General features: G+C 66.8%; 31 protein-coding genes and 1 tRNA gene. 21 read left to right on the top strand and 11 right to left on the bottom strand.

What is annotated here, in order from left to right; translation table 11 throughout:
- Positions 1 to 101: 101 nt before the first annotated feature.
- A complete protein-coding gene (locus ACRYA2_RS09300; RefSeq protein ID WP_433626851.1) occupies positions 102 to 1874 on the top strand; it encodes an ABC transporter substrate-binding protein in 1773 nt (590 codons plus the stop codon).
- A 10-nt stretch (positions 1875 to 1884) separates the two neighbouring features.
- Positions 1885 to 2682 carry a phosphatase PAP2 family protein gene (locus tag ACRYA2_RS09305; RefSeq protein ID WP_433626854.1) on the top strand — a complete coding sequence of 266 codons (798 nt, stop codon included), beginning with the start codon at positions 1885 to 1887 and terminating at the stop codon, positions 2680 to 2682.
- Between the two features lie 5 nt (positions 2683 to 2687).
- On the opposite strand, the gene ACRYA2_RS09310 is transcribed toward ACRYA2_RS09305, so the two are convergent.
- Complete coding sequence (locus tag ACRYA2_RS09310; protein WP_433626856.1) at positions 2688 to 3437, bottom strand: DUF5781 family protein; 750 nt, start codon at positions 3435 to 3437, stop codon at positions 2688 to 2690.
- Between the two features lie 141 nt (positions 3438 to 3578).
- Between ACRYA2_RS09310 and ACRYA2_RS09315 the strand changes: the two genes are divergently transcribed.
- Complete coding sequence (locus ACRYA2_RS09315; protein ID WP_433626858.1) at positions 3579 to 5762, top strand: elongation factor EF-2; 2184 nt, start codon at positions 3579 to 3581, stop codon at positions 5760 to 5762.
- A gap of 67 nt (positions 5763 to 5829) precedes the next feature.
- Here ACRYA2_RS09315 and ACRYA2_RS09320 read toward each other — a convergent pair whose 3' ends face one another.
- Positions 5830 to 5976 carry a hypothetical protein gene (locus ACRYA2_RS09320; RefSeq protein ID WP_433626861.1) on the bottom strand — a complete coding sequence of 49 codons (147 nt, stop codon included), beginning with the start codon at positions 5974 to 5976 and terminating at the stop codon, positions 5830 to 5832.
- Positions 5977 to 6223: 247 nt separating this feature from the next.
- Between ACRYA2_RS09320 and ACRYA2_RS09325 the strand changes: the two genes are divergently transcribed.
- The 10 genes from ACRYA2_RS09325 to ACRYA2_RS09370 all read left to right on the top strand — a co-directional run bounded on the left by ACRYA2_RS09325 (position 6224) and on the right by ACRYA2_RS09370 (position 13966).
- Positions 6224 to 6751, top strand: a complete 528-nt coding sequence (locus ACRYA2_RS09325; protein WP_113274975.1) for an amino acid-binding protein — start codon at positions 6224 to 6226, stop codon at positions 6749 to 6751.
- Positions 6748 to 7695, top strand: coding sequence for a homoserine dehydrogenase (locus tag ACRYA2_RS09330; protein ID WP_433626863.1), 948 nt, complete (start codon positions 6748 to 6750; stop codon positions 7693 to 7695). The genes ACRYA2_RS09325 and ACRYA2_RS09330 overlap by 4 nt, the downstream gene beginning before the upstream one ends.
- Positions 7696 to 7851: 156 nt before the next feature.
- Complete coding sequence (tuf, locus tag ACRYA2_RS09335; RefSeq protein ID WP_433626866.1) at positions 7852 to 9120, top strand: translation elongation factor EF-1 subunit alpha; 1269 nt, start codon at positions 7852 to 7854, stop codon at positions 9118 to 9120.
- A gap of 3 nt (positions 9121 to 9123) precedes the next feature.
- Positions 9124 to 9432, top strand: a complete 309-nt coding sequence (gene rpsJ, locus ACRYA2_RS09340) for a 30S ribosomal protein S10 (protein WP_113274978.1) — start codon at positions 9124 to 9126, stop codon at positions 9430 to 9432.
- Between the two features lie 135 nt (positions 9433 to 9567).
- Positions 9568 to 10179, top strand: coding sequence for a rhomboid family intramembrane serine protease (locus ACRYA2_RS09345; RefSeq protein WP_433626869.1), 612 nt, complete (start codon positions 9568 to 9570; stop codon positions 10177 to 10179).
- A gap of 8 nt (positions 10180 to 10187) precedes the next feature.
- Positions 10188 to 10259: transfer RNA gene (locus tag ACRYA2_RS09350), tRNA-Ala, on the top strand.
- Between the two features lie 142 nt (positions 10260 to 10401).
- On the top strand, positions 10402 to 10887 hold the full coding sequence (locus ACRYA2_RS09355) for a GNAT family N-acetyltransferase (RefSeq protein ID WP_433626872.1): 486 nt from the start codon (positions 10402 to 10404) through the stop codon (positions 10885 to 10887).
- Between the two features lie 218 nt (positions 10888 to 11105).
- Positions 11106 to 12479, top strand: a complete 1374-nt coding sequence (locus ACRYA2_RS09360) for a hypothetical protein (protein ID WP_433626875.1) — start codon at positions 11106 to 11108, stop codon at positions 12477 to 12479.
- Between the two features lie 616 nt (positions 12480 to 13095).
- Positions 13096 to 13572 carry an Lrp/AsnC family transcriptional regulator gene (locus ACRYA2_RS09365; RefSeq protein ID WP_433626877.1) on the top strand — a complete coding sequence of 159 codons (477 nt, stop codon included), beginning with the start codon at positions 13096 to 13098 and terminating at the stop codon, positions 13570 to 13572.
- Positions 13573 to 13666: 94 nt separating this feature from the next.
- On the top strand, positions 13667 to 13966 hold the full coding sequence (locus tag ACRYA2_RS09370) for a HalOD1 output domain-containing protein (protein ID WP_433626879.1): 300 nt from the start codon (positions 13667 to 13669) through the stop codon (positions 13964 to 13966).
- Here ACRYA2_RS09370 and ACRYA2_RS09375 read toward each other — a convergent pair whose 3' ends face one another.
- Entirely contained in the window at positions 13967 to 14647 is a 681-nt protein-coding gene (locus tag ACRYA2_RS09375; protein ID WP_433626881.1) for a uracil-DNA glycosylase, read from the bottom strand.
- A gap of 77 nt (positions 14648 to 14724) precedes the next feature.
- On the opposite strand from ACRYA2_RS09375, the gene ACRYA2_RS09380 reads away from it, so the two are divergent.
- Positions 14725 to 15225 (top strand): GNAT family N-acetyltransferase, encoded by a 501-nt coding sequence (locus ACRYA2_RS09380; RefSeq protein ID WP_433626883.1) that lies wholly within the window; start codon positions 14725 to 14727, stop codon positions 15223 to 15225.
- On the opposite strand, the gene ACRYA2_RS09385 is transcribed toward ACRYA2_RS09380, so the two are convergent.
- Together ACRYA2_RS09385 and ACRYA2_RS09390 are read right to left on the bottom strand one after the other, a co-directional pair.
- Positions 15222 to 16502, bottom strand: a complete 1281-nt coding sequence (locus ACRYA2_RS09385; RefSeq protein ID WP_433626885.1) for a ribonuclease catalytic domain-containing protein — start codon at positions 16500 to 16502, stop codon at positions 15222 to 15224. The two genes, ACRYA2_RS09380 and ACRYA2_RS09385, sit on opposite strands and share 4 nt — an antisense overlap.
- A gap of 71 nt (positions 16503 to 16573) precedes the next feature.
- Positions 16574 to 16873: a DUF7562 family protein gene (locus ACRYA2_RS09390; RefSeq protein ID WP_113274987.1), complete on the bottom strand. Its 300-nt coding sequence runs from the start codon at positions 16871 to 16873 to the stop codon at positions 16574 to 16576.
- Between the two features lie 115 nt (positions 16874 to 16988).
- Between ACRYA2_RS09390 and ACRYA2_RS09395 the strand changes: the two genes are divergently transcribed.
- A complete protein-coding gene (locus tag ACRYA2_RS09395; protein WP_113274988.1) occupies positions 16989 to 17468 on the top strand; it encodes an RNA-binding protein in 480 nt (159 codons plus the stop codon).
- Between the two features lie 14 nt (positions 17469 to 17482).
- Here ACRYA2_RS09395 and ACRYA2_RS09400 read toward each other — a convergent pair whose 3' ends face one another.
- Complete coding sequence (locus ACRYA2_RS09400; RefSeq protein WP_433627119.1) at positions 17483 to 18256, bottom strand: DUF1028 domain-containing protein; 774 nt, start codon at positions 18254 to 18256, stop codon at positions 17483 to 17485.
- 109 nt (positions 18257 to 18365) lie between these two features.
- On the opposite strand from ACRYA2_RS09400, the gene ACRYA2_RS09405 reads away from it, so the two are divergent.
- The 3 genes from ACRYA2_RS09405 to ACRYA2_RS09415 are packed head-to-tail and all read left to right on the top strand — an operon-like array spanning position 18366 to position 20309.
- Positions 18366 to 19055, top strand: coding sequence for an FAD-dependent oxidoreductase (locus ACRYA2_RS09405; RefSeq protein WP_433626889.1), 690 nt, complete (start codon positions 18366 to 18368; stop codon positions 19053 to 19055).
- 46 nt (positions 19056 to 19101) lie between these two features.
- Positions 19102 to 19872: a DUF7093 family protein gene (locus tag ACRYA2_RS09410; protein WP_433626892.1), complete on the top strand. Its 771-nt coding sequence runs from the start codon at positions 19102 to 19104 to the stop codon at positions 19870 to 19872.
- 44 nt (positions 19873 to 19916) lie between these two features.
- Entirely contained in the window at positions 19917 to 20309 is a 393-nt protein-coding gene (locus ACRYA2_RS09415) for a DUF5611 family protein (protein WP_433626894.1), read from the top strand.
- On the opposite strand, the gene ACRYA2_RS09420 is transcribed toward ACRYA2_RS09415, so the two are convergent.
- The 3 genes from ACRYA2_RS09420 to ACRYA2_RS09430 all read right to left on the bottom strand — a co-directional run bounded on the left by ACRYA2_RS09420 (position 20306) and on the right by ACRYA2_RS09430 (position 21582).
- Positions 20306 to 20662: a cell division protein SepF gene (locus tag ACRYA2_RS09420; RefSeq protein WP_113274993.1), complete on the bottom strand. Its 357-nt coding sequence runs from the start codon at positions 20660 to 20662 to the stop codon at positions 20306 to 20308. The genes ACRYA2_RS09415 and ACRYA2_RS09420 overlap by 4 nt on opposite strands.
- A gap of 114 nt (positions 20663 to 20776) precedes the next feature.
- Positions 20777 to 20872, bottom strand: coding sequence for a plastocyanin/azurin family copper-binding protein (locus ACRYA2_RS09425; RefSeq protein WP_433626898.1), 96 nt, complete (start codon positions 20870 to 20872; stop codon positions 20777 to 20779).
- On the bottom strand, positions 20851 to 21582 hold the full coding sequence (locus ACRYA2_RS09430) for a DUF2270 domain-containing protein (protein ID WP_433626901.1): 732 nt from the start codon (positions 21580 to 21582) through the stop codon (positions 20851 to 20853). The genes ACRYA2_RS09425 and ACRYA2_RS09430 overlap by 22 nt, the downstream gene beginning before the upstream one ends.
- Before the next feature lie 149 nt (positions 21583 to 21731).
- Between ACRYA2_RS09430 and ACRYA2_RS09435 the strand changes: the two genes are divergently transcribed.
- Both ACRYA2_RS09435 and ACRYA2_RS09440 read left to right on the top strand, forming a co-directional pair.
- Positions 21732 to 22100, top strand: coding sequence for a DUF5518 domain-containing protein (locus ACRYA2_RS09435; protein ID WP_433626904.1), 369 nt, complete (start codon positions 21732 to 21734; stop codon positions 22098 to 22100).
- A 38-nt stretch (positions 22101 to 22138) separates the two neighbouring features.
- Positions 22139 to 22453 (top strand): ASCH domain-containing protein, encoded by a 315-nt coding sequence (locus ACRYA2_RS09440; protein WP_433626906.1) that lies wholly within the window; start codon positions 22139 to 22141, stop codon positions 22451 to 22453.
- A gap of 5 nt (positions 22454 to 22458) precedes the next feature.
- On the opposite strand, the gene hisE is transcribed toward ACRYA2_RS09440, so the two are convergent.
- Positions 22459 to 22776: a phosphoribosyl-ATP diphosphatase gene (hisE, locus tag ACRYA2_RS09445; RefSeq protein WP_433626909.1), complete on the bottom strand. Its 318-nt coding sequence runs from the start codon at positions 22774 to 22776 to the stop codon at positions 22459 to 22461.
- Positions 22773 to 23225, bottom strand: coding sequence for a bifunctional nuclease family protein (locus ACRYA2_RS09450; RefSeq protein WP_433626912.1), 453 nt, complete (start codon positions 23223 to 23225; stop codon positions 22773 to 22775). The genes hisE and ACRYA2_RS09450 overlap by 4 nt, the downstream gene beginning before the upstream one ends.
- A 121-nt stretch (positions 23226 to 23346) precedes the next feature.
- Between ACRYA2_RS09450 and ACRYA2_RS09455 the strand changes: the two genes are divergently transcribed.
- Positions 23347 to 24366 (top strand): NADP-dependent oxidoreductase, encoded by a 1020-nt coding sequence (locus ACRYA2_RS09455; protein ID WP_433626914.1) that lies wholly within the window; start codon positions 23347 to 23349, stop codon positions 24364 to 24366.
- Positions 24367 to 24394: the final 28 nt, after the last annotated feature.

Here is a 24394-nt window from a genome sequence, read left to right on the forward strand (position 1 = left end):
GGCTCGCGCCGGAAGCCGTCCAGTCCGCCCACACAAGTCGTCAGGACTATACCGTACTGATTGAAACCGGCCTGAGAGTAGCCAGACGGCTACCCCGCACCATGCTTGGAGACGACGAACGCCGAATACAGGGCCGCAGGCGGTCGGTACTGGCCGGAATCGCTGGAGCGGCGTCGGTCGCGACTGCCGGCTGTCAGGAGTTCCGTAGCATCGCCAACCGCACTTCCTCGAAGCAGGTGGAGCTGGAGGTGAAGACGGTGCCCGCCGACGTCGACCCGCGAGCGACCCACATCGCGCGCACCGTGACGGACCACCTGCAAGCTGTCGGCGTCGACGCGGCGGTCACCCCGATGACCGAACAGGAACTCCTCCGCGACGTGCTCATCAACAACGCGTTCGACCTGTACGTGGCCCGTCACCCGGGCTACGACGACCCCGACTTCTTGCGGCCGCTCCTCCACTCCCGCTTCGCCGAGGAGCCGGGCTGGCAGAACCCGTTCGGCTTCACCGACCTCGACGTGGACGAACTCCTCGACGCCCAGCGACGGGTCCAGGACGGTCAGCGTAGCGACCGACTGGCGGCGCTCCAGCGCCGCGTCGCTCGACACCAGCCGCTCGCGGTCGTCGCCTTCCCAGACGACATCTGGGGAGTTCGGACCGACCGGTTCGTCGGGTGGGAGCGATTCGGACTCGGACGCTCGCTCGGCTATCTCGCGCTCGACGACGTGGACGGACGGGACCGACTCACCGTGGTGGTCACCGACGACAGGCTGACGAAGAACCTGAACCCGATAGCGGCCGAGTTCCGCGGCCGCGGGACGTTCACCGGCCTGCTGTACGACTCCCTCGGGCGGCGCTACGGCGGCGGCGTCGAACCCTGGCTCGCCGAGCGGTGGGAGTGGCTCGACCGAGACGAACACGACGGCCTGACGGCGCGGGTGCATCTCCGCGAAGACGCGCGATGGCACGACGGTCCCCCGGTCACCGCCGAAGACGTGGCGTTCACGTACGAGTTCCTCACCGACACGTCGCTCGGCCGCGAGGAGGGACCAGTGCCGGCTCCGCGGTTCCGCGGGCGCGTCTCGCTCGTCGACCGGGTAACGCCGGTGAACGACCGCACCGTGGAGGTCGCTGTCGCGGCCGGGTCGCGGACGGTCGCCGAGCGGGTGTTCACCGTACCGATACTGCCGCGGCGCGAGTGGGAGTCGAAGGCGGCCCAGGCGGCGGTCGCGGGTATCGGGTTCGACGACCGGACGACGGAGGCCGTCGTCTGGAACAACCCACAACCGGTGGGGAGTGGTCCGCTCCGGTTCGAGGAGAAGGAGGCCGAAGAGCGGGTCGTCCTCTCGCGGTTCGACGACCATTTCCTGCACGCCGACCGGCCCGGCGAAACGTCGTTCGGGGCCGCCTTCGAGCAACTCTCCGTTCAGGTCGCGCCGTCCGACTCCGCGGCGGTCGAGCTCCTCGGCGCGGGGCAGGCGGACGCTACGGCGTCGGCGCTCTCGCAGCGCCTCGTCCCGGAGATAGCGCGCCGCGCCGACGTCAACCTCGTCGCCGAGACGTCGCGGTCGTTCTACCACCTCGGGTTCAACGTCCAGCGGACGCCGCTCGGAAATCCGCGGTTCAGGCGAAACGTCGCCCGACTCCTGGACAAGGAGGCCATCGTCGCCGAGGTGTTCGACGGCTACGCGACGCCGGCCGCCACCCCTCTCGAAGTCACTGACTTCGCGGCCGCCGACCTCGTGTGGGAAGGCGAGGACCCGGTGTTGCCGTTCTTCGGCTCGGACGGTGACCTCGCCGTCGAGCGAGCCAAGGAGGCGTTCCGCAAGGCTGGCTACCGGTACAGCGACAGCGGAGAACTGGTCAGTCGGTGAAATCCATCACATGATCGCCGTCAACGTCATTGCCCGGGTGATGCTCGTCGTCTTCGCAGCGGTGGCCGTCGCCACCCCGGTGTTCGTCGGGTGGGAACGCGTGCGTCGCTTGCCGCGGTCGGTCGTGCGTCGCGGCCGTGCCGTCGGCCCGCAGCTCGTCGCGCTGGTCGTCCTCCTGCTGGTCAACAGCGTCGTTCGCGACTTCGGCCCGGAGCTCTCGTGGATACTCGGCTGGAACGTCACCGGCGTCATCCACGCCATAGAGGGGACGTTCGTCGCCCAACTCCAGTCGACGCTCGCCACCCCGGCGCTCACGCTGTACTTCTCGCTCGTCTACGTGTACGGGTACGCCTTCCTGCTCGTCTTTCCGCTGATCGCCTACGTCTCGCTCGACGACCCGGGGCCGCTACGGCGGACCGTCGTCGCCTACGGCGTCAACTACGGCGTCGGGGTCGTCTGCTATCTCCTGTTTCTCGCGTACGGTCCCCGGAACCTCATGCCCGAACTGGTCGATTCGCTGCTGTACGTCAACTATCCACAGTACCAGCTGCTGACGACGGAGGTGAACAGCAACACCAACGTCTTCCCGTCGCTCCACACCTCGCTGTCGGTCACGGTATGTTTGCTCGCCGCCCGGACACGGGATGTCTACCGCGCGTGGTGGTACGTCGCGACGGCGCTCGCGGGTAGCGTCGCGGTTTCGACGATGTACCTCGGCATCCACTGGGGAGTGGACGTCGTCGCGGGAACCGCGCTCGGTGCCCTGAGCGTCTACCTCGCCGGCCACCCCGTCTTCGAACCGGAGTGACGGCGTCAGTCCGCTGCCTGCCCGTCGCTCCCGAGGACGTACTCCTGGGTGGCGTCGACGAGGGCCTTCCGGTACTCGCTCTCGCCGGGGTCGTCGCCCAGCGCGCGGAAGCGGTACTTGAACGTCTGGACGTCGACGTCGGGGGCGTCGTCGGCCGCGGCGTGCGCGAGGTCGTAGAGGCGGTGGTCGCGGTCGGCGAGGTCGTGGCGCTCGACCAGCGCGAGGGCGAACGCGGCGTTGACCGCCGTTATCTCCGGGTCGGCGGTTGCGGTGGTGCGGCGGCCGCGCGCGTCGTCGGCGCGGTCAGCGAGCGCGGCGGCCAGTTCGGACTCGAGGAAGGCGACGAGCTTGTCGCTCGGGCCGACGTCGAGGGTGATGTCGTCGGCGTAGATGTCCTTCATGTGGTTGGCGATCTGGTAGCAGTGGGTGAGCTTGCGGCGCTCGACCGACCGACCGGCCAGCGCGAGAAAGAGGGCCTCCTCGGTCGACTGGGTGTGTGAGGGGTGGGCCTGCTCGTGGCGCGCCATGTGGGCGTACTCGTGAAGCGCGAGCTCGCGCGCCATCGCGCTGGTCGCGGCCTGCTGGGAGATGTTGAGGACGTGGTGGTCGTCGGGGTGGGCGGTCCACGTGCGCTCGTCGGGGTCCTGGCGGACCCTGACGTGGACCGGCCGGTCGAGGTCGCATTCGGTCTCCAGGAGGTCGGCTGCCCCGAGAAACGGCGTCGTGGGCGCGGGGCCATGCACTCGGATGTCCATGCCTGTCGTTGTCGGCTCTCCGCGGCTATTACTCTTGTGCCCTGTGTGACCGTTTCACAGAGAGACGAACCGTTTCCCGGCGGTTTCGGCTCCGGCGAAACACTATGCTTTTCAACCTCGTGCGGGTAGGAGTAGCCATATATGGGCAGACGAAAGAAGATCGTCGAACAGTGCGAACGGCTGATGGACAAGCCGGAGCAGATCCGCAACATCGCCATCGCCGCGCACATCGACCACGGCAAGACGACGCTCACCGACAACCTGCTGGCCGGCGCCGGCATGATCTCCTCCGAGACCGCGGGCGAACAGCGCGCGATGGACACCGAGGAGGACGAGCAGGAACGCGGCATCACCATCGACGCCGCGAACGTCTCGATGACGCACGAGTACGAGGACACCGACTACCTCATCAACCTCATCGACACGCCGGGACACGTCGACTTCGGCGGTGACGTGACGCGCGCGATGCGCGCCGTCGACGGTGCGCTCGTGGTGGTCGACGCCGTGGAGGGGACGATGCCCCAGACGGAGACGGTGCTGCGCCAGGCGCTCCGCGAGGGCGTCAAGCCGACCCTGTTCATCAACAAGGTCGACCGTCTCATCAACGAACTCCAGGAAGGTCCCGAGGAGATGCAACAGCGGCTCATGGACGTCATCCGCGACGTCAACGAGCTCATCCGCGGGATGAACGAGGAGAAGTACGAGGAAGGCTGGAAGGTCTCCGTCGAGGACGGGACCGTCGCCTTCGGGTCGGCGCTCTACAACTGGGCGGTCAGCATGCCGTCGATGCAGCGCACGGGCATCGACTTCGGCGACATCATCGAGATGAACCGCGGCGACAACGTCGACGAACTCAAAGAGCGGTCGCCGCTCTCGAACGTCGTGCTCGACATGGTCGCCGAGCACTTCCCCAACCCCGTCGACGCTCAGCCCGAGCGCATCCCGAACATCTGGCGCGGCGACGCCGACACCCAACTCGCCGAGGACATGCAGCTGGTGAACAAGGACGGCGAGGTCGTCCTGATGGTCACCGACATCGGCATCGACCCCCACGCCGGCGAAATCGCCGCCGGACGCGTCTTCTCCGGCACGCTGGAGAAGGGCCAGGAGCTGTACGTCTCCGGCACTGCCGGGAAGAACCGACTCCAGAGCGTCGGCATCTACATGGGTGGCGAGCGCGAGGAGGTCGAGCGCGTCCCCGCGGGTAACATCGCGGCAGTCACCGGCCTGAAGGACGCCATCGCCGGCTCCACGGTGTCCAGCGTGGAGATGACCCCGTTCGAGTCCATCGAACACATCTCCGAGCCGGTCATCACGAAGTCCGTCGAGGCGAAGAACATGGACGACCTGCCGAAGCTCATCGAGACGCTCCGTCAGGTGTCCAAAGAGGACCCGACCATCCAGATCGAGATCAACGAGGACACCGGCGAACACCTCATCTCCGGCCAGGGTGAGCTTCACCTGGAGGTCATCACCCAGCGCATCGAGCGCAACCAGGGTATCCCGGTGACGACCGGCGAACCCATCGTCGTGTTCCGCGAGTCCATCCAGCACGCTACCGACACGGTCGAAGGCATCTCGCCGAACCGCCACAACCGGTTCTACCTGACCGCCGAGCCGCTCGAGCAGGAGATCGTCGAGAAGATCAAGCTCGGCGACGTGTCGATGGACATGCCCGAGCAGGACCGCCGCGAGGAACTGCAGGAGGCGGGCATGGACAAGGACACGAGCCAGAACGTCGAGGAGATTCACGGTACGAACATCCTCATCGACGACACGAAGGGTATCCAGCACCTGAACGAGACGATGGAACTCGTCGTCGAGGGTCTCGAAGAGGCGCTCGACGAGGGGCCGCTGGCCGGCGAGCCCGTCGAGGGCACCCTCATCCGGCTCGAGGACGCCCGGCTCCACGAGGACACTATCCACCGCGGTCCGGCGCAGGTCATCCCCGCCGTCCGCCACGCCGTCCACAGCGCGCTGGTCCAGGGCGAGGTCAAACTGCTCGAACCCATCCAGGACGTGCGCATCGACGTGCCGAACGAGCACATGGGCGCGGCGTCCGGCGAGATTCAGGGCCGCCGTGGTCGCGTCGACGACATGTACCAGGAAGGCGACCTCATGGTCGTCGAGGGTATCGCACCCGTCGAGGAGATGATCGGATTCGCGTCCGACATCCGGAGCGCGACCGAGGGTCGGGCCTCCTGGAACACGGAGAACGCCGGCTTCCGCGTCATGGCCGACAACCTGCAGCGAGAACAGATCATGGACATCCGCGAGCGCAAGGGCATGAAGCTCGAACTGCCCGAAGCGGTCGACTACATCTGACGCTCGCGTAGTCTCTCCTCTTCGATTCTTTCTCTCGACGGCGGAGTGCCGACCGACGCGTTCCGGGTCAGCGCTCGCCGCGCAGAACTATTTTGGCGTCGCAGGACGGGCAGACGCGCTCGCTGCTGTCGAACACCGTCTGACAGAACGCACAGACGTGGTCTGCGCGGTCGTCGCTCCGTCCGGTCGTTTCGGTGGGGTCGTCGACTGTCATGCTGTCACCTGCTTCCACGTGCTCCGTCCAGTGGTATTACTACGCGCCGACTAACGCCGCGAGATGGCCGCGCGTACCCGAGGTTGTTCAGTGCTAACAGTTGGCGTAGTGCGTGGCCGCCGTTTACCGGATTCCTACCGGGCGTCCGACGGCGGGCCGCGGACGAATCGTCGGCCACGTGCCGTCCAGCGGACAATGTTGCGCTCGGGTGAACACTTATACCCGCCCGACCCGGAATCGTTCCATCATGACTGACCACGGCGACGGATCCGTGCAGGCGTACACCGTCCGCCTGGAACTCGCGGACGAACCTGGCGAACTGCTGGCTGCCCTCGAACCTATCGCGGCTCGCGGCGGGAACCTCCTCTCCGTGTTCCACGAGCGCGGGTCGCTCACGCCGCGGGGCCACATCCCGGTCGAGGTGGATCTGGAGTGTCCGCCCGACCGGTTCGACGCCATCGTCTCCGCGCTCCGGGACGCCAGCGTCAACGTCACCAGAGCCGGCGCGGAACGCTACGACGAGGAGGTGACCGTGCTGCTGACGGGCGCGGTCCTCGAGGCGGACGTCTCCGGGACCGTCGCGCGCATCGAGGACGAGACGGGCGCGTCGGTGGTCGACCTGTCCATCTCGGCTCCCGCGGGCGAACCCGCGAGCGCGCGCCTCCGACTCGCCACGGCGTCCGACCGCGTCGACGACGTGCTGGCGTCGCTCCGGTCGGTCGCGGCCGAGAAGGAACTGTGTCTCGTCGAACCGCTCACGGAGGTCGAGGCGTGAGACTCGCCGTACTCGGTGCCGGCGCGGTCGGGCGCTCGGTCGCCGAACTCGCGAACGAGTACGGCCACGCGGTCACGGCGCTCGCCGATTCGACCGGCGCGGTCGTCGACTCCGAGGGAGTGGACGTCGAGCGCGCGTTCGCGCGCAAGGACGAGGAGGGCAGCGTCGGTCCCGCCGCGCCCGACGACGCGCTCGCCGGGGAGTACGACGCGCTGGTCGAGGCGACGCCGACGACGCTGGGCGACGCCCAGCCAGGCTTCGACCACGTCCGCGCCGCGCTGGAAGCCGACCGTCACGTCGTGCTGGCGAACAAAGGTCCGGTGGCGGAGCGCTACGACGACCTGCGCGCGCTCGAACGCGACAGCGCCGGCCGCGTCCGGTTCGAGGCGACCGTCGGCGGCGCGATTCCGGTGCTCTCCACCATCGACGCGCGCGGTCCGGAGAACGTCACCGCGGTTCGAGGCGTGCTCAACGGGACCGCGAACTTCATCCTCTCGCGGATGGCTGCGGAAGGACTGAGTTACGAGCACGTGCTCGCGGAGGCCCAGGACCTCGGCGTCGCGGAGGCCGACCCCACCTTCGACGTCGACGGCACGGACGCGGCGCTGAAGTGCGTCATCCTCGCGAACGTGCTCACGTCCGGCGGGTACTCCCTGGAGGACGCGACGGTCGCCGGCATCCAGGACCTTCCGGGGAGCGCGCTCGACCTCGCCGCCGAGGACGGTCGGACCGTTCGACTCGTCGGCGAAGTCGACGACGGCGTTCGGGTCGGTCCGCGCCTCGTCCCGGAGCACGGGACGCTGGCCGTCTCGGGCACGCGCAACATCGTCCAGTTCGAGACGCGTCGCGGCGGCCGACTGAACCTGAGCGGCCGCGGTGCGGGTGGTCCGGAGACGGCGACCGCAGTCCTCGCGGACGTGAATCACCTCGAACGGAGGTCGTAAAGCGGCGGTTTCGCCACTTCAATCGAGATGTGAACCGTGCCAATCGTTGGCAACAACCGCCAGACGGCACGGAGATGGACTGCATAGCGTATCGAAATGGTTTTAACCGCTTCTGCCAAATCATTCCGACAGAGCGCGTCTGCGCGTGAGATAATAATGAGCGAAGACAAACCGCACCAGAATCTGGCCATTATCGGCCACGTCGACCACGGTAAGAGTACGCTGGTCGGGCGTCTCCTCTACGAGACGGGGAACGTACCCGAGCACGTCATCGAACAGCACAAAGAAGAGGCCGAAGAGAAGGGCAAGGGCGGCTTCGAGTTCGCCTACGTGATGGACAACCTCGCCGAAGAGCGCGAGCGTGGTGTCACCATCGACATCGCCCACCAGGAGTTCGACACCGACGAGTACTACTTCACCATCGTCGACTGTCCGGGCCACCGCGACTTCGTGAAGAACATGATCACGGGCGCGTCCCAGGCCGACAACGCCGTGCTCGTGGTCGCCGCCGACGACGGCGTCGCACCCCAGACCCAGGAGCACGTGTTCCTGGCCCGCACGCTCGGTATCAACGAGCTCATCGTCGCCGTCAACAAGATGGACGTCGTCGACTACAAGGAAGACACCTACAAGCAGGTCGTCTCCGAGGTCCAGGACCTGCTCAAGCAGGTGCAGTTCAACACCGAGGACGCCTCGTTCATCCCGATTTCGGCGTTCGAGGGCGACAACATCGCCGAGAAGTCCGACCAGACCGACTGGTACGACGGCGAGATCCTTCTCGACGCCCTCAACGGTCTCGAGGCTCCCGAGCCGCCGACGGAGGCCGACCTTCGCCTCCCCATCCAGGACGTGTACACGATTTCGGGCATCGGTACTGTCCCGGTCGGACGCGTCGAGACGGGGATGCTGAACACGGGCGACAACGTCAGCTTCCAGCCCAGCGACGTGGGCGGCGAGGTCAAGACCATCGAGATGCACCACGAGGAAGTCCCGGAGGCCGGCCCCGGCGACAACGTCGGGTTCAACGTCCGCGGCATCGGCAAGGACGACATCCGCCGCGGTGACGTCTGTGGCCCCGCCGACGACCCGCCGTCGGTCGCCGACACGTTCACGGCCCAGATTGTCGTGATGCAGCACCCCAGCGTCATCACGGCCGGCTACACGCCGGTCTTCCACGCCCACACGGCGCAGGTCGCCTGTACCATCGAGTCCATCGACCAGAAAATCGACCCCTCCTCCGGCGAAGTCGAGGAGGAGAATCCGGACTTCATCCAGAGCGGCGACGCCGCCGTCGTCACGGTGCGCCCCCAGAAGCCGCTCTCCATCGAGCCGTCCAGCGAAATTCCCGAGCTCGGCAGCTTCGCGATCCGCGACATGGGCCAGACCATCGCCGCCGGTCGCGTCCTCGAAGTCAACGAGAACTAAACGATGCAGCAGGCACGAGTCCGTCTCGCAGGTGCCAACCCGTCGGACCTCGACGACATCTGCGACGACGTTCGCGAAATCGCCGAGAAAACCGGCGTCTCCCTGAGCGGACCGATTCCGCTCCCGACGAAGACGCTGGAGGTTCCCACCCGCAAGTCCCCCGACGGTGAGGGGACCGCGACGTGGGAGCACTGGGAGATGCGCGTCCACAAGCGCCTCATCGACCTCGACGCCGACGAACGGGCGCTGCGGCAGCTGATGCGCATCCAGGTTCCCAACGACGTCAGCATCGAAATCGTCCTCGAGGACTAACTCCCCAACTTCTCTCCCTTTCTTTCCGACTTCCAGCCGTGGCTGTCGCGTTCGCGCCGCGAGCCGCGGCGACCCCACCCGCTCGGCACGCCGTCCGTCACGACCTTTTTGCCGACTCGACGACAACTCGGGTGTATGTGTGCGTCCCGCAGTCCGACGATCCAGACGCTGACCGTCTTCGTCGTCGTGTTCGCCGTGCAGTCGGGCGTCCGGCTCGTCGCGCCGGCCGCAGCGGTCGGCCTGTTCGCGCTCGCACCGCCGCTCGCGGTGCGGCCCTGGACCCTTCCGCTGAGTGTCTACGCCCACGCGAACCTGCCGCACCTGGTGTCGAACGCCGTCGCCCTGTTGTTCGTCGGCCTGCTCGTCGAGCGCGTCACGACGACCGTCCGCTTTCACCTCTTTTTCCTCTCGATCGGGATGGCGGCCGGCGTCGCGCAGGTGTGGATCGGCGGCCTCTTCGGCCCCCCGACGGCCGTCCTCGGTGCCAGCGGCGCGGTGTTCGGCCTCTTCGGCTACCTGCTCGCCGCGAACCCGGTGACCCGGGCCGTGGTCGGACGGCTACAGCTCTCGCGCGGCGTCCAGGTCGCGCTCGTCGCCGGCCTCGCGCTGGTCGTGACGCTCACCACGGCCGCCCCGGGCGTCGCGCTCGTCGCGCACTTCGCCGGTCTCGCACTCGGCCTCGTCGCGGGACGGCTTCACCTGCTCCGTACCGAAACACAAGGTACTAATAATCGCCAGCCGGTATGAACATGCGAGGGCTCGTAGATCAGCGGTAGATCGCTTCCTTCGCAAGGAAGAGGCCCGGGGTTCAAATCCCCGCGAGTCCATACGCGAACGAGCTTTTTTGCGAGCGAGCGAATGGCGAGCAGGATTGTATCAGCAGTGTCGAACTTCGGAACGCATTTATAAATAGCGTGAAACGATTGCCGTACGCCAGGCCCCGTCTTCGTCAGCGGCGAAACCGTTTCCTTGCGTACCCTCGAACGCGAAGACCTCCCGTTCCTTCACGAACATCGCAACCGCCCCGATGTCCGCCGGTCGTTGGGTCGCGTTCATCCGCAGAACCGCGAGAAGCTGGACCCGGACTTCGAGGGGTACATGGCGAATGCGGTCAATCTCCTCGCCTGCGTCGACGGCGACCCCGTCGGATTCGTCGCGCTGTTCGACTGGGACGAGTCGTCGGGACGGGCCGAATTAGCCTACTGGGTTGCCCCGGACCACCAGGGTAACGGCTACGGTACTGAGGCGACCGAACTCGCCGTCGAGTACGCTTTCGACGAGCGCCGGTGTCACCGACTCGTCGCGGGAGCGCACGAGACCAACGACGCCTCGCGGGCACTCCTCGAAACGCTCGGATTTCGGGAGGAGGGCCGCCAGCGTCAACACGTCTTCGTCGACGGCGAGTACGTCGACACCGTACTGTACGGCCTGCTAGCCAACGAATGGCGGAACTGACTCGCTCTTCTCGGAGTCAGTTCGACACGACTCTGTCGGCCAACGAGGGCTTAGCAGAACACGCTCATAACAGGGGTGACTGACTCTTCGCCTTTCGACCTCCCCAACGCGTCGAGAAGGAGGGCTGTATATTGGCTTCGGAATACCGCTTCCGAGAATCATATAACTAACGACTCATCATAAGATATTTTATAAATAGTGCTTTCTACCACCGGTGTATGCATCGGCGAACGCTTCTACGCTCAATCGGTGTCGCTGGCGTCGCTTCTCTGGCCGGATGTTCGAGTAGCGGCAGGTCGACGGGCGAAACTCAGCCGGAACCGCGAACGAGCGGTACCGACGGCACGCAGTCGACCACTACCGAGACCTCGACGGCCCCGACTCCGACCGACGACGCGGGGACGACGATCACCGCGCGAAACGACCTTCGTCTCACTCTGTCCGACTTCGTCGTCACCGACCAGATCGTGTACGGTGACACCCGCAAGCAATCCGGTGACGGAAAGCAGTACTTCCTCACCCGGCTGAAGGTCAGGAACAACGGCACCGAGTCGGTCGACCCGCCAGCGCAGACCGACTTCATAGTCGAAGATGGCAGCGGAATCCGATACGGGGCGCTCGAACTGGGCGGTTTCAGTTACGGTAGCGACGAGCGGTCGTACGAGCAGCCGATCTCGGGGTCGGCGTACCAGGCCCCCCGTTCGCTGAAACCGGGGAAGATCACGGAGGGTCTGGTCGCCTTCGAAGCGCCGGCCGATATTAGCGATCCGACGCTTGCCGCACCGAATCTGGAGGGAGAGGACGTAGATACGGTTGCATGGGAGCTCTCGACCGCTTCCAGCCACGTGGTCTCGTTCGACACGGACGTCACTGCCCCCGACGGGAATATCGTCCAGCATCGCCAGTACACGTACGAAGTGACCGTGACGAACGCAGGGGGACGCGCCGGAAAGTACGAGTCAACCTTCTCGTTCAGCGGTGCCACCGTCCTTTCCGGGTCCACGACCGTTTCGGCGACGCTCGACGGCGGCGAATCGGCCACGCAAACGGTCACCGTCAGAGTGGTCGACGACGGGTCGTTCCGTGCGGACTTCGGAACGGAGACCATCACCGAGGCGACGATCGAACCCCCGACCAACGCTTTCGGGGACACGTGGACGACACCTGGCGGTCTCGAAGTAACCGTCCAGAATGTTCAGTTCACGGACGGCATCAGATACAGGGAAGACAACGAGACGCACACCGCGACGCCGAACGGTGGTCGGAAGTTCCTCGTCTTCGAAGTCATAAGCCGATACACCGGGACGGACGACAGCGTCGGATTCCCCGAGGATTTCACCGTGGAACTCCCGTCGGGAACGCGCTCGGACACCTACGACTTCCCCCTATGGAGCCGAACTGGACGACGGTACCGTCGACTCGCTGTACTCGCCGAGCACATTGTACGTCTACGAACCGGGCTCGGAAGAGCGAGGGTGGGTCGTCTTTACCGTCGGTCAGTCGGTCTCGCTCTCCGACGTCACAATCGCTACTACATGGGCTACCGGGCTCGGAAGCCCCCGCGATTTCGCCGAATGGACTGCCTCCGGTGAGTGACGTGCCGCCTGCTCCGGCGTTTTCCGTCGCGGGCGACCGGTTGCGCTGACGTCCCTGCGGGCCCACGTTCTCGCTTCAGCGGATGTCGGCCGATGGATTCGCTGTTCCTCGCGAACGTCTGGCGTTTCTGACCTGGCGCGTATCCCCGTCTTCTGTTGCGGTCGGTCGCTCGATGGCACCCGTTCGGTGGCGTCTCGACGCCGCGGAACGGACGGCGGTCGGACGACGCCGGAACTTCTCGCGAGTTGACCGTTTCACGACCGACCCGGCGCGTGAGCGTCGAACGCTGCCACGTGCGCGGAATGAGCGCGGTCGACGAACGGGACCGTTACACACTGTTTTCGCTCGCCCGCCCGCGGTTAGCCGAGGTATAACAAAGGGCGTGTGACGCCTTGGCTGAACCACGCCCGGTGCCCGGGTGTACCCGACCGACCGTCCGACGTCGCCGGAGGCTCTGGTGGTGAGCTGGCCTCTCACCGGGTTTCGGCCACGCCTCCTACGAAAGTTTGTCGTCTCGGGCGCTCGGAGTTCCCCTGTGGGTCGCGGATCGAACTTCTCGCCGGCCCACAGTTTGAAACCGCTCGATGGCCCACTGTCTGGTAGTAACTAACCATGCCCTCTGACAGGCTTGACGACGTGGACGCAGGCATTTTGCACCTACTGCAGCGTGACGCCAGAAATACGACCACGACGGAGATGGGGGATGCGGTCGGCGTGTCGGCGAGCACCGTCGGCAATCGCATCCAGCAACTCGAAGAGGACGGGATCATCGACGGCTACCATCCGCGAATCGACTATCACGACGCGGGGTTTCCGCTTCGGGTTCTGTTCGTCTGTACCGCGCCGATTCCGGAGCGCTCCGAACTCTCCGAACGGGCGCTCCAGATCGACGGCGTGGTGGACGTCAAAGAGATAATGACTGGCGTCGAGAACGTCCACGTCGAGGCGGTCGCGACCGACCGCGACGACGTGACCGTCATCGGCGGGGACATCGACGCCCTCGGTCTCGACATCGTCACCCAGAAGCTGGTGAAGAACGAACACATCCAGCCGTTCGACCACTTCGGCGACGACACCGCCGACGAGTAGTACCGGGTCCATCGCTGGCGACGGTGCTACCGGACGGACGGGCGACTCTGCCAATATCCTTATTCACCGGGGTTCCGTTCTATCCACCGTCGAAATGTCTCGTACGTCCTATAGCCGCAGTGACGGCGAGCGGCCCAGTACGGCCGTCGTCAACGCCCTCGCGGCCCACGAAGACACTGACGTCGGCGAAATCCGCCCACAGCTGTACGACGTGGTCGACCCGGACGCGCTCGACGCGCTGTTCGGCCCGCGTCTCGACGGTCGGCCCCGGACGAGCGGTCACGTCGTCTTCACGTATCTCGGTCATCGCGTAACCGTCCACAGCGACGGTCACGTCTACGTAGGTGAGGTCGACGAGACGGCCGAGTCCGGCGTCACTCCGGTGGACGAGTAGTCAGACGTGCGCATCGAGCTGTGACGCGACCGCGGCGACGTACCCCTCGCGGTCGTACCCCAGCCGCGCTCGCCAGACGTTCTCGTAGGAGGGGTGGAGTAGCGGCAGCGCCGTCACACCCAGTCGCTCGCAGTCGACGGGGTCGAGCACGTGCGCGAGGAATCCGTCCATGGGTATCGACTCGAACTCCAGCAGCGCCGTCGTCGCGTGCTTGCCGGTCGTCGCCACGACGCTCGGCTCGACCTGCGCGATCTCGGTCCGCAGGTGTTCGAAGCAGTTCGCCCGCTCTTCTGACCGGGGTTCGCGGTTGCTCCCGTCCTCCCCTTCCGGGAAGCACTTCACCGCGTTCGTCACGTAGAGGTCGTCAGGACCGTAGCCGGCCGCCTCGAACAGTTCCCGGACGCGCCGCCAGGAGTGGCGCGAGGTGTAGGCCATCCCCGTCCAGTTGCCGCCGCGCCAGCGGTCGGCGTCGGCGTCGCCTGCTCGCGGCTGGTCGCCGCTCGCCGTTTCCGTCGAGCGCGGCCCGTCGCCGAACGCCGGGGCCTCGCCGACGACCATCACGTCGGCGTCGAGCGAGCCGTTCCCCCACGCGATGCGGTTGCGGCACTCGACGAGTTCGGGACAGCGCGAGCAGTCGGGTTCGAGGACGTTGCGCGAATCCGGGTCCGGGAACTGGGGCACGGTCGGCGTTGGCGGCGTTGGGTACTCAATCCTCCGCTCGCGGAACCTATTTGTCGCCCGTCACACGAGTAACGCGCATGGACGACCCGACCGTCCGCTCGGCGACGGCCGACGACGTCGCGGACATCCGGCGCGTCACGCGCGAGTCGTGGCACGCCGCCCACGACGACGTCATCGGTACGGACGCCGTCGAGAGCGCGCTAGACGAATGGTACGACGTGGACAGCCTCGCGGAGTCGGTGACGCGAGACGACGGTCGGTTCCTGGTGGCGTGCGCGGACGACGACGTCGCCGGCTTCGCGCAGGCCGTCCTCGGCGACGAGGGGGAACCGGCGTGGCTCGCGCGCATCTACGTCGCGCCGGACCGGTGGGGCGACGGCGTCGGCACCGTCCTGCTCGACCGGATCGAAGGCTGGCTCCGCGAAGAGGGGGTCGACCGCCTCCGGCTGGCGGTCATGGCCGGCAACGACGTCGGCAACGCCTTCTACGAGAAACGTGGGTACGCGGTGGTCGAGGAGCGCGAACAGGACCTGTTCGCCGCGACCTTCGACGAGTACGTCCGCGAGAAGGAACTCTAGTCCTCCTCGACGACCTCGATACCGCGGTTGTTGACCGCGGCGGCGTCGAGACCGACTTCTTCGAGGAACTGCTTGTACTCGCGCTCGCAGGCCTCGGCGTCGGCCTGCTTGTCGCTGGCGCGATCACAGAGCGCCACGAGGTCCTCGGGCACGTCGTTCGTGTAGACTATCCAGTGGTTGATGAGGTCGCTGAGACGACGGATGGGGCTCGTGAAGTGGCCGTATATCTCGAAGTTGAGCGCGTGGTGACCGCCGAAGGGGTCGTTCATGTACTTCGCGCGCGGCATCACCTTCATCACCGCCCACTGAATCTTGTCGAGCTGGCGGCTCGGCGCTTCTTCGAGCGTGGCGTTGACGGCCTTCCGGGGGTCGTCCCACGCGCTCCCGGGGATGGAGACGCCGTCCAGGTCCTGTATCTCCTGGAGCGCCTCGTTCCACTCGTCCGGCGTCGGCTGGGGGTGGACGCGGTACATCGCAGAGACGCCCCGGTCCCACATGAGTTCGTGCGTGACCGCCTTGTTCGCCTTCAGCATCGACTCCTCGATGATGGTGTGGGCGCGGTCCCGGCGCGGGTTGAGAACGAGGCTGCCGTCCTCCTTGCGCTGTTCGTGCATCTGGTCGGCGAGTTCGAACGCGAGCTGGTTCTCCTCGTGCAGCGGCGCGCCCTCGTCGTCGATGCGGTTCTCGGCCTGCGTGTAGGTGAGCCGTTCGTCGCTACGGATGACGGACTTGTAGATGTCTATCTCCTCGTAGCCCAGCGTCTCCTTGTCGAGGTGCATCTCGACGGTGTGGGCGAGGCGGTCCTCGTCAGGGACGAGCGAGCAGACGGTCTCCGCCAGCATCGGCGGGAGCATGTGGATGGTGTAGGCGGGCAGGTACACCGTGTTGGCGCGTTCGACCGCCTCCTCCCACATGTTGGTGTCGGGCGTGACGTAGTGGGTCACGTCGGCGATGTGGACCCAGAGGACGTACTCGTCCTCGCGCTCCTCGACCGAGAGCGCGTCGTCGAAGTCCTGAGCGTCGACGGGGTCGGTGGTCCACGTCGTCATGTCCCGGAGGTCGCGGCGCTCGTCGACCTCCTCCTGTATCTCGGACTGGATGTCCTCGGTTCGTTTCTCGGCCTCGGTCATGACCTCCTGGGGGAACTCGTCGCGGATGTCGAACTTCTCGAACAGTTCCTCGCGGTGCTCTTCGAGTTGCTCCGCGATTTCGGGAGATATCTTGACGGGGCCCTGGCCTTCGGCCGTTCCGGCCTCGGCCTGTGCGTCGCTGGTCATGGCGAGACGTAGGAGAGTCGGGCAGTTAGGCGTATCGACTGGTCAGCCGCTGGTCCCGGTCGGCTCGACGGTCAGCCTTCCTCTTCGAGCGGCCCGTACCGGTCCCTGACCGTGGTCTCGTACCGGGCCAGGAACTCCTGCCGGTCGACGGTGCCGGCGTCGATTTCGACGAGGATGCCTTCGAGTTCGTCTCGGGGCTGGTGACAGAGGTCTCGGTGACAGTTCTTGCAGAGATGCTCGAACGTCTTGTCCTTGCGCTCCCAGCGGTTGCCCTCCTTGTCGTACTCTCTCGCGGCGTCGCGGCGAACGGCGGTCCCACAGGCGATGCAGACGACCGACTGCTTGTCCCCGTTCTTCCGGGAACCCCACATACCACTCCATTCGTTCCGCCCCTACTTCGCCCTTTTGACGACTTTCCGATACGTGTCCGGCGGTCGTCGTCCCGAAGGTCGGGGCTTTAAGCCGTGAAACGACGGACGGTGTGGTATGCAGGTCAAGTCACGCCACCACCTCCGGAGCGACGAGGTGCGCGAGATCGAGGACGCGCTCGCGACGACCCTGGGCGTCGACCTCGACGCCGACACGTACGAACTCGTCGAACTCGAGGACACGAAGTTCGACCTCGTGCTCGTGAACGGCGAGCAGCACGTCATGTACCTCGACGACGAGCCGTTTCTCACCGTCGAAGGGGCGAACGCCTACCCGCCGGAGCGTCGCGTCGTCACGGTCGACGCGGGCGCAGTGTCGTTCGTCAGCGACGGCGCGGACGTGATGCGGCCCGGCATCGTCGACGCCACCGAGGACGTCTCGGCCGGCGACCTCGTCGTCGTCGCGGAGGAGAGCCACGGCAAGGTGCTCGCGGTCGGCCGCGCCAAGACGAGCGGCGACGACATGGTCGGCGACTCCGGGAAGGTCGTCGAGTCGCTCCACCACGTCGGCGACGACCTGTACGAGTTCACCGTCTGACGGCTCGTCCCGGCCTACTCGCCGTCCCCCTCGCCCGCTCCCGGTTCGTCCGCCTCGCCCCCGTCGAGTTCGTCCGCCTCGTACGCCTCCTCGTAGCGCTCGACGGCCATCTCGTACCCCTCCCGGGCGAGTTCGTACGTCTCGCGCAGGTCCTCGACCGGCGTCTCGGTGGCGTCGACGCGCAGGTCGTCGTAGTATGGCTCCATCTCGCGGTCTTCGGTACGCTCGACCAGCAGCGCGGCGCTCTGGACGTAGAGGTCCTCGCGCTTGTCGCCGCCTTCGGCGTGGCCCGCCGCGAGCGCGTCGACCAGCCGCTCCGCCAGCGGCGCGTCCTCGTCGTCGCCACGGCCCGTCGGCTCCTCGCTCGCGCGCTCCTCGTACGCCCGCGCCGTCGCCTCGACGACGGCCTCGCCGGTCAGCAGGTTCCCGGCGACGGTGTAGTTCTCGCCGCTCGCGTGGCCGTACCAGCCCTTGCACTCCTCGCCGGAGAAGGCGAACGTGCCCTCCGCGTCGACGCCGTGAAGCTGGCGCTGGTCCGCGCCGTCGTCGGCGTGCAGGAGCGCCGGGAGGGCGTCCTCGACAGCCAGGCCGTCGTCCAGATACCGGATTCCCTTCCGCCCGAGTTCGACGTTGACGAGGCTCTGGGTCGCCACCGCGCCGTTCTCGCTGGCGAACGGGCACAGCGTCCCGACCGCGGGCAGGCGAGTCGTCACCGCGACGCCGAAGCGGCGCTGCTCGTCGCACGACTCGTCTTCGTACTCCTCGCGCACGCAGATGCTGAACGTCACGGTCGGGGCGTGGCGGCGCGACGGCGTGGCGGTTCGAGTCCGTTCGTCCCGCGACGCCGCCCGAGTCGAGAGCGAGAACTTCTTTGTCGCGCCCCGACCAATCCCGCCCATGGACGAAACCGAAGTCGTCGTGCGAGCCGTCCGGGAGGTCGGCGAGGACACTGTCGCGCTGGAACTGGAGACGCCGCCCGCGTTCGACGCCCGCCCGGGGCAGTTCGTGCAGATCCGCGGCGAGGTGGACGGCGAAGCGATAACGCGCCACTACACGCTCTCGTCGCCGGACGTCTTCGAGTCGCGCTCGAACGGCTCGTCTGACGAGTCCGAGGGCGGGGCGGAGACGTTCGAGATAACGGTCGGCGTCGACCCGGAGGGCGACCTCAGCCCCTGGCTCGCCGACCGGGAGGCGGGCGATACGGTCGGCGTCGACGGCCCGTACGGCGAGGCCTACTACGAGGGCGAGGAGTCGGTCGTCCTGCTCGCCGGTGGCCCCGGCGTGGGACCGGCGGTCGGCATCGGCGAGCGCGCGGTCGCGGACGGACACGACGCGGTCGTCGTCTACCAGGACGACGCGCCGGCCCACGAGGACCGACTGCGCGCGCTCTCCGACCGCGGAGCGACGGTCGTGATGACCGACCGGGCGCTGGCCGACGACGAGCGCGTCAGGGAGACGCTACGGGAGGCGACGGGCCAGCTCTTCGTCTACGGGTTCGCCGACTTCCTCGACGCCGCCGAGGAGGCGCTGGCGGAGTCCGGCCACGACTTCGCGGACGCGAAGGCGGAGAACTTCGGTCCCAGCTGAATGAAGCAGTACCCTTTTAGTACCCCGTGAAAATAACCCACTGCTAATGGGTCTCAGGTGTTCGCTGCTGGGGCACGACTACGCCGAATCCGAAATCGAGCGCGAGCGCGAGGAGGATGGCAACGAAGTCGTCGTCACCGTCCGGGAGTTCAAGGAGTGCAAGCGCTGCGGCGAGCGGAGCGTCGTCAGCGAGAACAAGGAAGTCACGGCTATCGAGGACCCGGAACCGAATCCCGAGCCCCCCGAGAGCGAGGCCGTCGACACGGAGCCGGCCGAGTCCGTCGCGACGAGCGCCGGGGAGTCGACGGAGCTGAGCGGCGACTTCGAGCCGCCGGAGACCGCCGAGGAAGACGACGGCGTCATCCTCGACGACGAGGACGACGTGGACGAGGAACCGGCGGAGCGCGACCACGGCGAGTGGCCGGAGTCCGACGACCACGGTCAGGAGTCGGCCGACCGCAGCCACGGCGAGTGGCCCGAAAGCGACGCGGACGACGAGGGTTTCGACGCCCAGGTCGACGACGGCGAGGACGCCGACGTGCAGTTCGGCGGCGGCCTCACCCCCGAAGCCGAGGAGGACGTCCAGTTCGTCGAGGCCGAACCGCACGAGTCCTCGACGCCCGACCGCGAGCAGGACGAGACCGGGTTCACTCGCGCCCGGGCGGCACCCCAGCCCGACCAGGCGACCACGTCGAACCCGGACGGGGAACTGGTCTGTCCGGAGTGTGGGAACGTCGACGAGATGGCCGACTCCTCGCTTCGAGCCGGCGACATCTGCCCCGAGTGTCGTAAGGGATATCTTAGCGAGCGCGACTGAACGCGAAAAGGGTATACATCCCGCTGTCCAACGTGTGTCTATCCATGAAGAAGTACAAGATGCGCCGCGGTGAGCATCTCGAGGACCGTATGCCGGACCTGAAAGCCGAGATAGAGGACTACTTCGGGCCAGTCACCGGCACCGAAGAGGTCGACGGCCACGAACTGTACGTGGTCGAGGAGCCGGAGAACCCGGTGTTCGACCGGATCGTCGCCGGGGCCGCCGAGTACAGCGGCAAGAAGGACAAGCTCGCGGTCCACTTCGACGAACGATCCGCGGAAGAGGTCATCGCCGAGGGGCACGCTGACGCGGCGGCGGAAGCCGTCAGCAAGAAAAACGAGTTCCTCCTCGAAGCGACCGGTCGTGACGCGAAAGCCCGTCGCGACTCGATGAAACGCGCCGTCGAGGACGACGCCGACGCCCCCGACGACGTCTAGCGACCGAGCTTCTCCCGACTGATACTGACGCCCGTCGGCGTGACGATAAGCTGGTCGTCACCCTTCTGGACGATGTCGCCGTCGACCTCGCGGGCTACCTGCTGGAGTTCGTCGGTGATGCGCTCGACGGTCGTGTCCTCGGTCCGGAGACGGGTGATGTCGGCGACGACGAGGTCCCCGTCGTAGATGGCGTCTTTTATGTCGATGACGTCCTGTTGCCCCTGAATCTCGGCGATGTGTACGCTCATCCCGGCGTCGTCGGCCGTCGTCTCGAAGTCGTCCAGGTCGAGTTCGACGTAGTCGTCGACGCTCCCGGTGGGCCGGTCTCCGAGGATTTTGCTCATGAAACCCATAGGAAAACTCCGCTCTTGAGCGAGTATAGTTCTTACGTCAGACGAATCGGTCCGTTCGTCGAGAGGCGCGCCCTCGGAGCGACCGCGAAACGAGTCGTCCGTCGACGCGCCGCGTTACTTCTCGACGACGACCGCGACCTTCATCCCGAGCGAGCGGTGGGGGTCGCAGTAGTAGAGGTACGTTCCGGTCACTTCTCGGTGTAGTCCCACCCGGACACGTCGTTCGACAGGAGTTCGCCGTTGACGTTCCACGTCCGCGGCCGGTAGGCGACGACGAGCAGTCCGGCGTAGAACGCCGCGACGCAGGCCGTGACGACGGTGCCGGGGATCCAGCCGATGGCCGCGCTGGCGGGCCACTCCTCCCCCGAGACGTACGCGGTCAGGTGGAAGAACCACGCCGCGAGCAGGACGAGAAAGAGCGGCAGGTACACCCGTCGCAGGCGATGGGCCAGCGCCTCTTCGAGGGTCACTTTCATCTTCGGCGTGTGGTAGTCGCGGCTCAGCTTCTCGCGCCAGTCGTCGTCCTCGACGTCCTGGCCGGGGTCGAGCCCGTAGGACCACACGTTCTGCTGGAGCATCCGCACCCTGGACCGCCAGATGTCGTACGCGCGGTAGCGTCGCGCCTCGATGAGCAGGAAGATGCTCACCGTGACGATGGCCAGCAGGACGATGTAGTGCGGGTTGGACCGGTTCGAGAACGCCCACGTCAGGATGGCCGCCATCAGCGTAATCGCCCAGTTGCTCGTCCGATCCAGTCGCTCGCGCCAGAACTTCATCCGGTGAATCTCGCCACGGTAGAGGTGCGCGAGCGACGAGCCCGGACCCATACTCTCCCGGAAGACGCCCTCGCCGAGTCGCTCGTCGACGGCGTGGCTGTCCGGGTTCGCCTCCTCGGTCACTTCCTCACTCTGGTCGGTCATGGTCAACGTCTCCGGAGTTCGCCCGCGGTTTCCGCTTCGATAGTCCTGTACGGGCGTGTAAAAACCGTGTGCTTCCGGTCAGTGGTGACGGCTCGCTCTCTCCCGGCCCCGGGACCACGCTTTTATTCGAGACGCGCCTAATCGGGCGTATGACAGACTGGTACGCGGTCGGAGTCGGATTCGTCGTCTCGGTGATCGCCGGCGTCTTCGCGTTCGCTATCCCGGGCGTCGGTCACGTCGGGGCGGGGCTGATCGGCGGCTTCGCGGCGGGCTACGTCGCCGGCGGCGGCCTCGGCCGCGGATTCTGGCACGGTCTGCTCGCCGGCTCCGTCGCCGGCGTCGCCGTCGCGCTCCTGCTCGGCCTGGCCGGGTCGGTGTTCGGCGGCCTCGCCGGCGGCCCCGTCGGGTCGCTGTTCGGCGGCGCGGGACTCTTCCTGGTCGCCGTCGTCGTCACGCTCCTGATGGCGCTTGACAGCGCGGTCGGGGGTGCCGTTGGCGGCTGGCTGAAGGCCCAGTAACCCGAGCCGTTTTCACTCGCGCGGTCGAAACCGCAGTCATGGCAGCGATAGACGCCGACACGATTCTTCCAGCGGAGCGCGTTCGCCAGGCGGTCGCGTCGGGGCGCGTCTCACAGCTCCACCGCGGCGACCGCTACGCCGACGAGGGCGACACCTTCGAGATAGACGGCGACCGCTTCGAGGTGGTTTCGGTGACCGAGCGAACGCTGGGCGACCTGACTGACGAGGACGCCCGGGCGGAGGGGTCGGAGGATTTGGACGCGTACCGGGAACGGCTGGACCGCGCGCACGAGAACTTCGAGTGGGACGACGACGCGACGGTGTACCGCCACCGGTTCGAGCGCGTCGAGTGAGGACGCTAGCGTCGTTCGGCCAGTTCCGAACGCAGGTCCGCGACGTCCATGTCTTTCATCGCCAGCAGGACGAGCAGGTGGTAGACGATGTCGGCGCTCTCGTGGGCTATCTCCTCGCGGTCGTCGTCTTTGGCGGCCAGCACGAGTTCGGTGGTCTCCTCTCCCAGCTTCTCCAGGACGGCGTTCTGGCCCTTCTCGTGGGTGAAAAGCGATGCGGTGTAGGAGTCCTCCGGCAGCGTCTCCTTTCGGTCCTCGATGACGGCGAAGAGGTCGTCGAGCACGTCGTCGGTCGGCGTCCCGTCGGCGTCTCGCCGCCCCGTCATGGACCGATCTCGGCGACGTCCCGGATGTCCTGGAGGTCGTCGAACTGCGCGCGCGACTGACGGCCGTCCTCGAACACTTCCTCGGCCACCTCGACGTTCGCCCCGGTGCGCGCCGCGAGCGCGAGCGAGTCGCTCGGTCGGGCGTCGATGACCGTCTCGCCCCGCGGCGTCTGGACGTGCAGCTCGGCGATGTACGTGTGGTTGGAGAGTTCGCTGACGACGACGCGCTCGACGCGCCCGCCGAGTTCCTCCATCACGTCCAGCAGGAGGTCGTGCGTGAGCGGGCGTCCGATGTCCTCTGCTTCCATCCCCCGGGCGATGCTGACGCCTTCCTCCAGGCGGATGAAGATGGGCAACACGTCGTCGTCGTCGTCTGGTGCGAGCACCACGATGGGCTGTGGCCCCTCGTCGGTCACGGCCACGCGCACCGCGTCGATTGTCACGTCCATAGCGCAATCGTCGGTCGCCATCGTCAAAAACTTGCTCACCCTCCGTCGAATCCCTCTCCGAGTTCCCCTCGTCCCTGCTCCTACCGGAGCATCCTTCCGGGATGCGACCGTATCTACGTCCATGTCGGAGACCAATCGGAAGTTCCTGCTGGCGAAGCGCCCCGAGGGGAAACCGGACCGCGACACGTTCGACCTGGTCGAAGCGGACGTGCCGGACCCGGGACCGGGCGAGGCGCTGGTTCGAACGCTCTACCTCTCGGTCGACCCCTACATGCGCGGTCGGATGGACGCCGGCGAGTCGTACGCCGAGCCCTGGTCGGTCGGCGAACCCCTCAAGGGGGGCGTTGTCGGCGAGGTCGTCGCGTCGAACGGTGCGGACGTCGAGGAGGGCGACGTGGTGACGGGCAACCTGGAGTGGGCCGACTACGTCACCGCGCCGGGGACCGACCTCCAGCCCGTGAACCCCGACCTCGCGCCCATCTCGACCGCGCTCGGCGTGCTCGGGATGCCGGGACGGACCGCTTACTTCGGCACGCGCGAGGTGGCCGAACCGAAGGCCGGGGACACGTTCGTCGTCACCGGGGCGGCGGGCGCGGTCGGCTCCGTCGCGGGCCAGATAGCCAAGCTGTCCGGCGCGCGCGTCGTCGGGTTCGCCGGCTCCGACGAGAAGGTCTCGTTCCTCGAAGACGACCTCGGCTTCGACGCCGGAATCAACTACAAGGACACCGACGACTACCGTGCCGCGCTCGACGATGCGGCTCCGGACGGCGTCGACGCCTACTTCGACAACGTCGGCGGCGAGATAACTGACGCCGTCTTCTCGAAACTCAACGTCGACGCCCGGGTCGCGGTCTGCGGCCAGATATCGCTGTACAACGCCGAGGAGATGCCGACGGGGCCCCGAAAGCTCCCGAAACTGATCGAGACGCGAGCGCGAGTGCAGGGATTCCTCATCGGCGACTTCGCGCCACGATTCGGTGAGGCGACTCGGAAGCTCGGACGGTGGGTCTCCTCGGGCGACGTCGAGTACCGCGAGACCATCACGGAGGGCCTGGAGAACGCTCCCGACGCCTTCCTCGGACTGTTCGAGGGCGAGAACATCGGTAAACAGCTCGTGAAGGTCGGCGAACGCGAGGCGTAGGTTCGTCGACGGAACGGCGAAAAGAGCA

The organism is Halomicrococcus pelagicus, assembly GCF_050954125.1.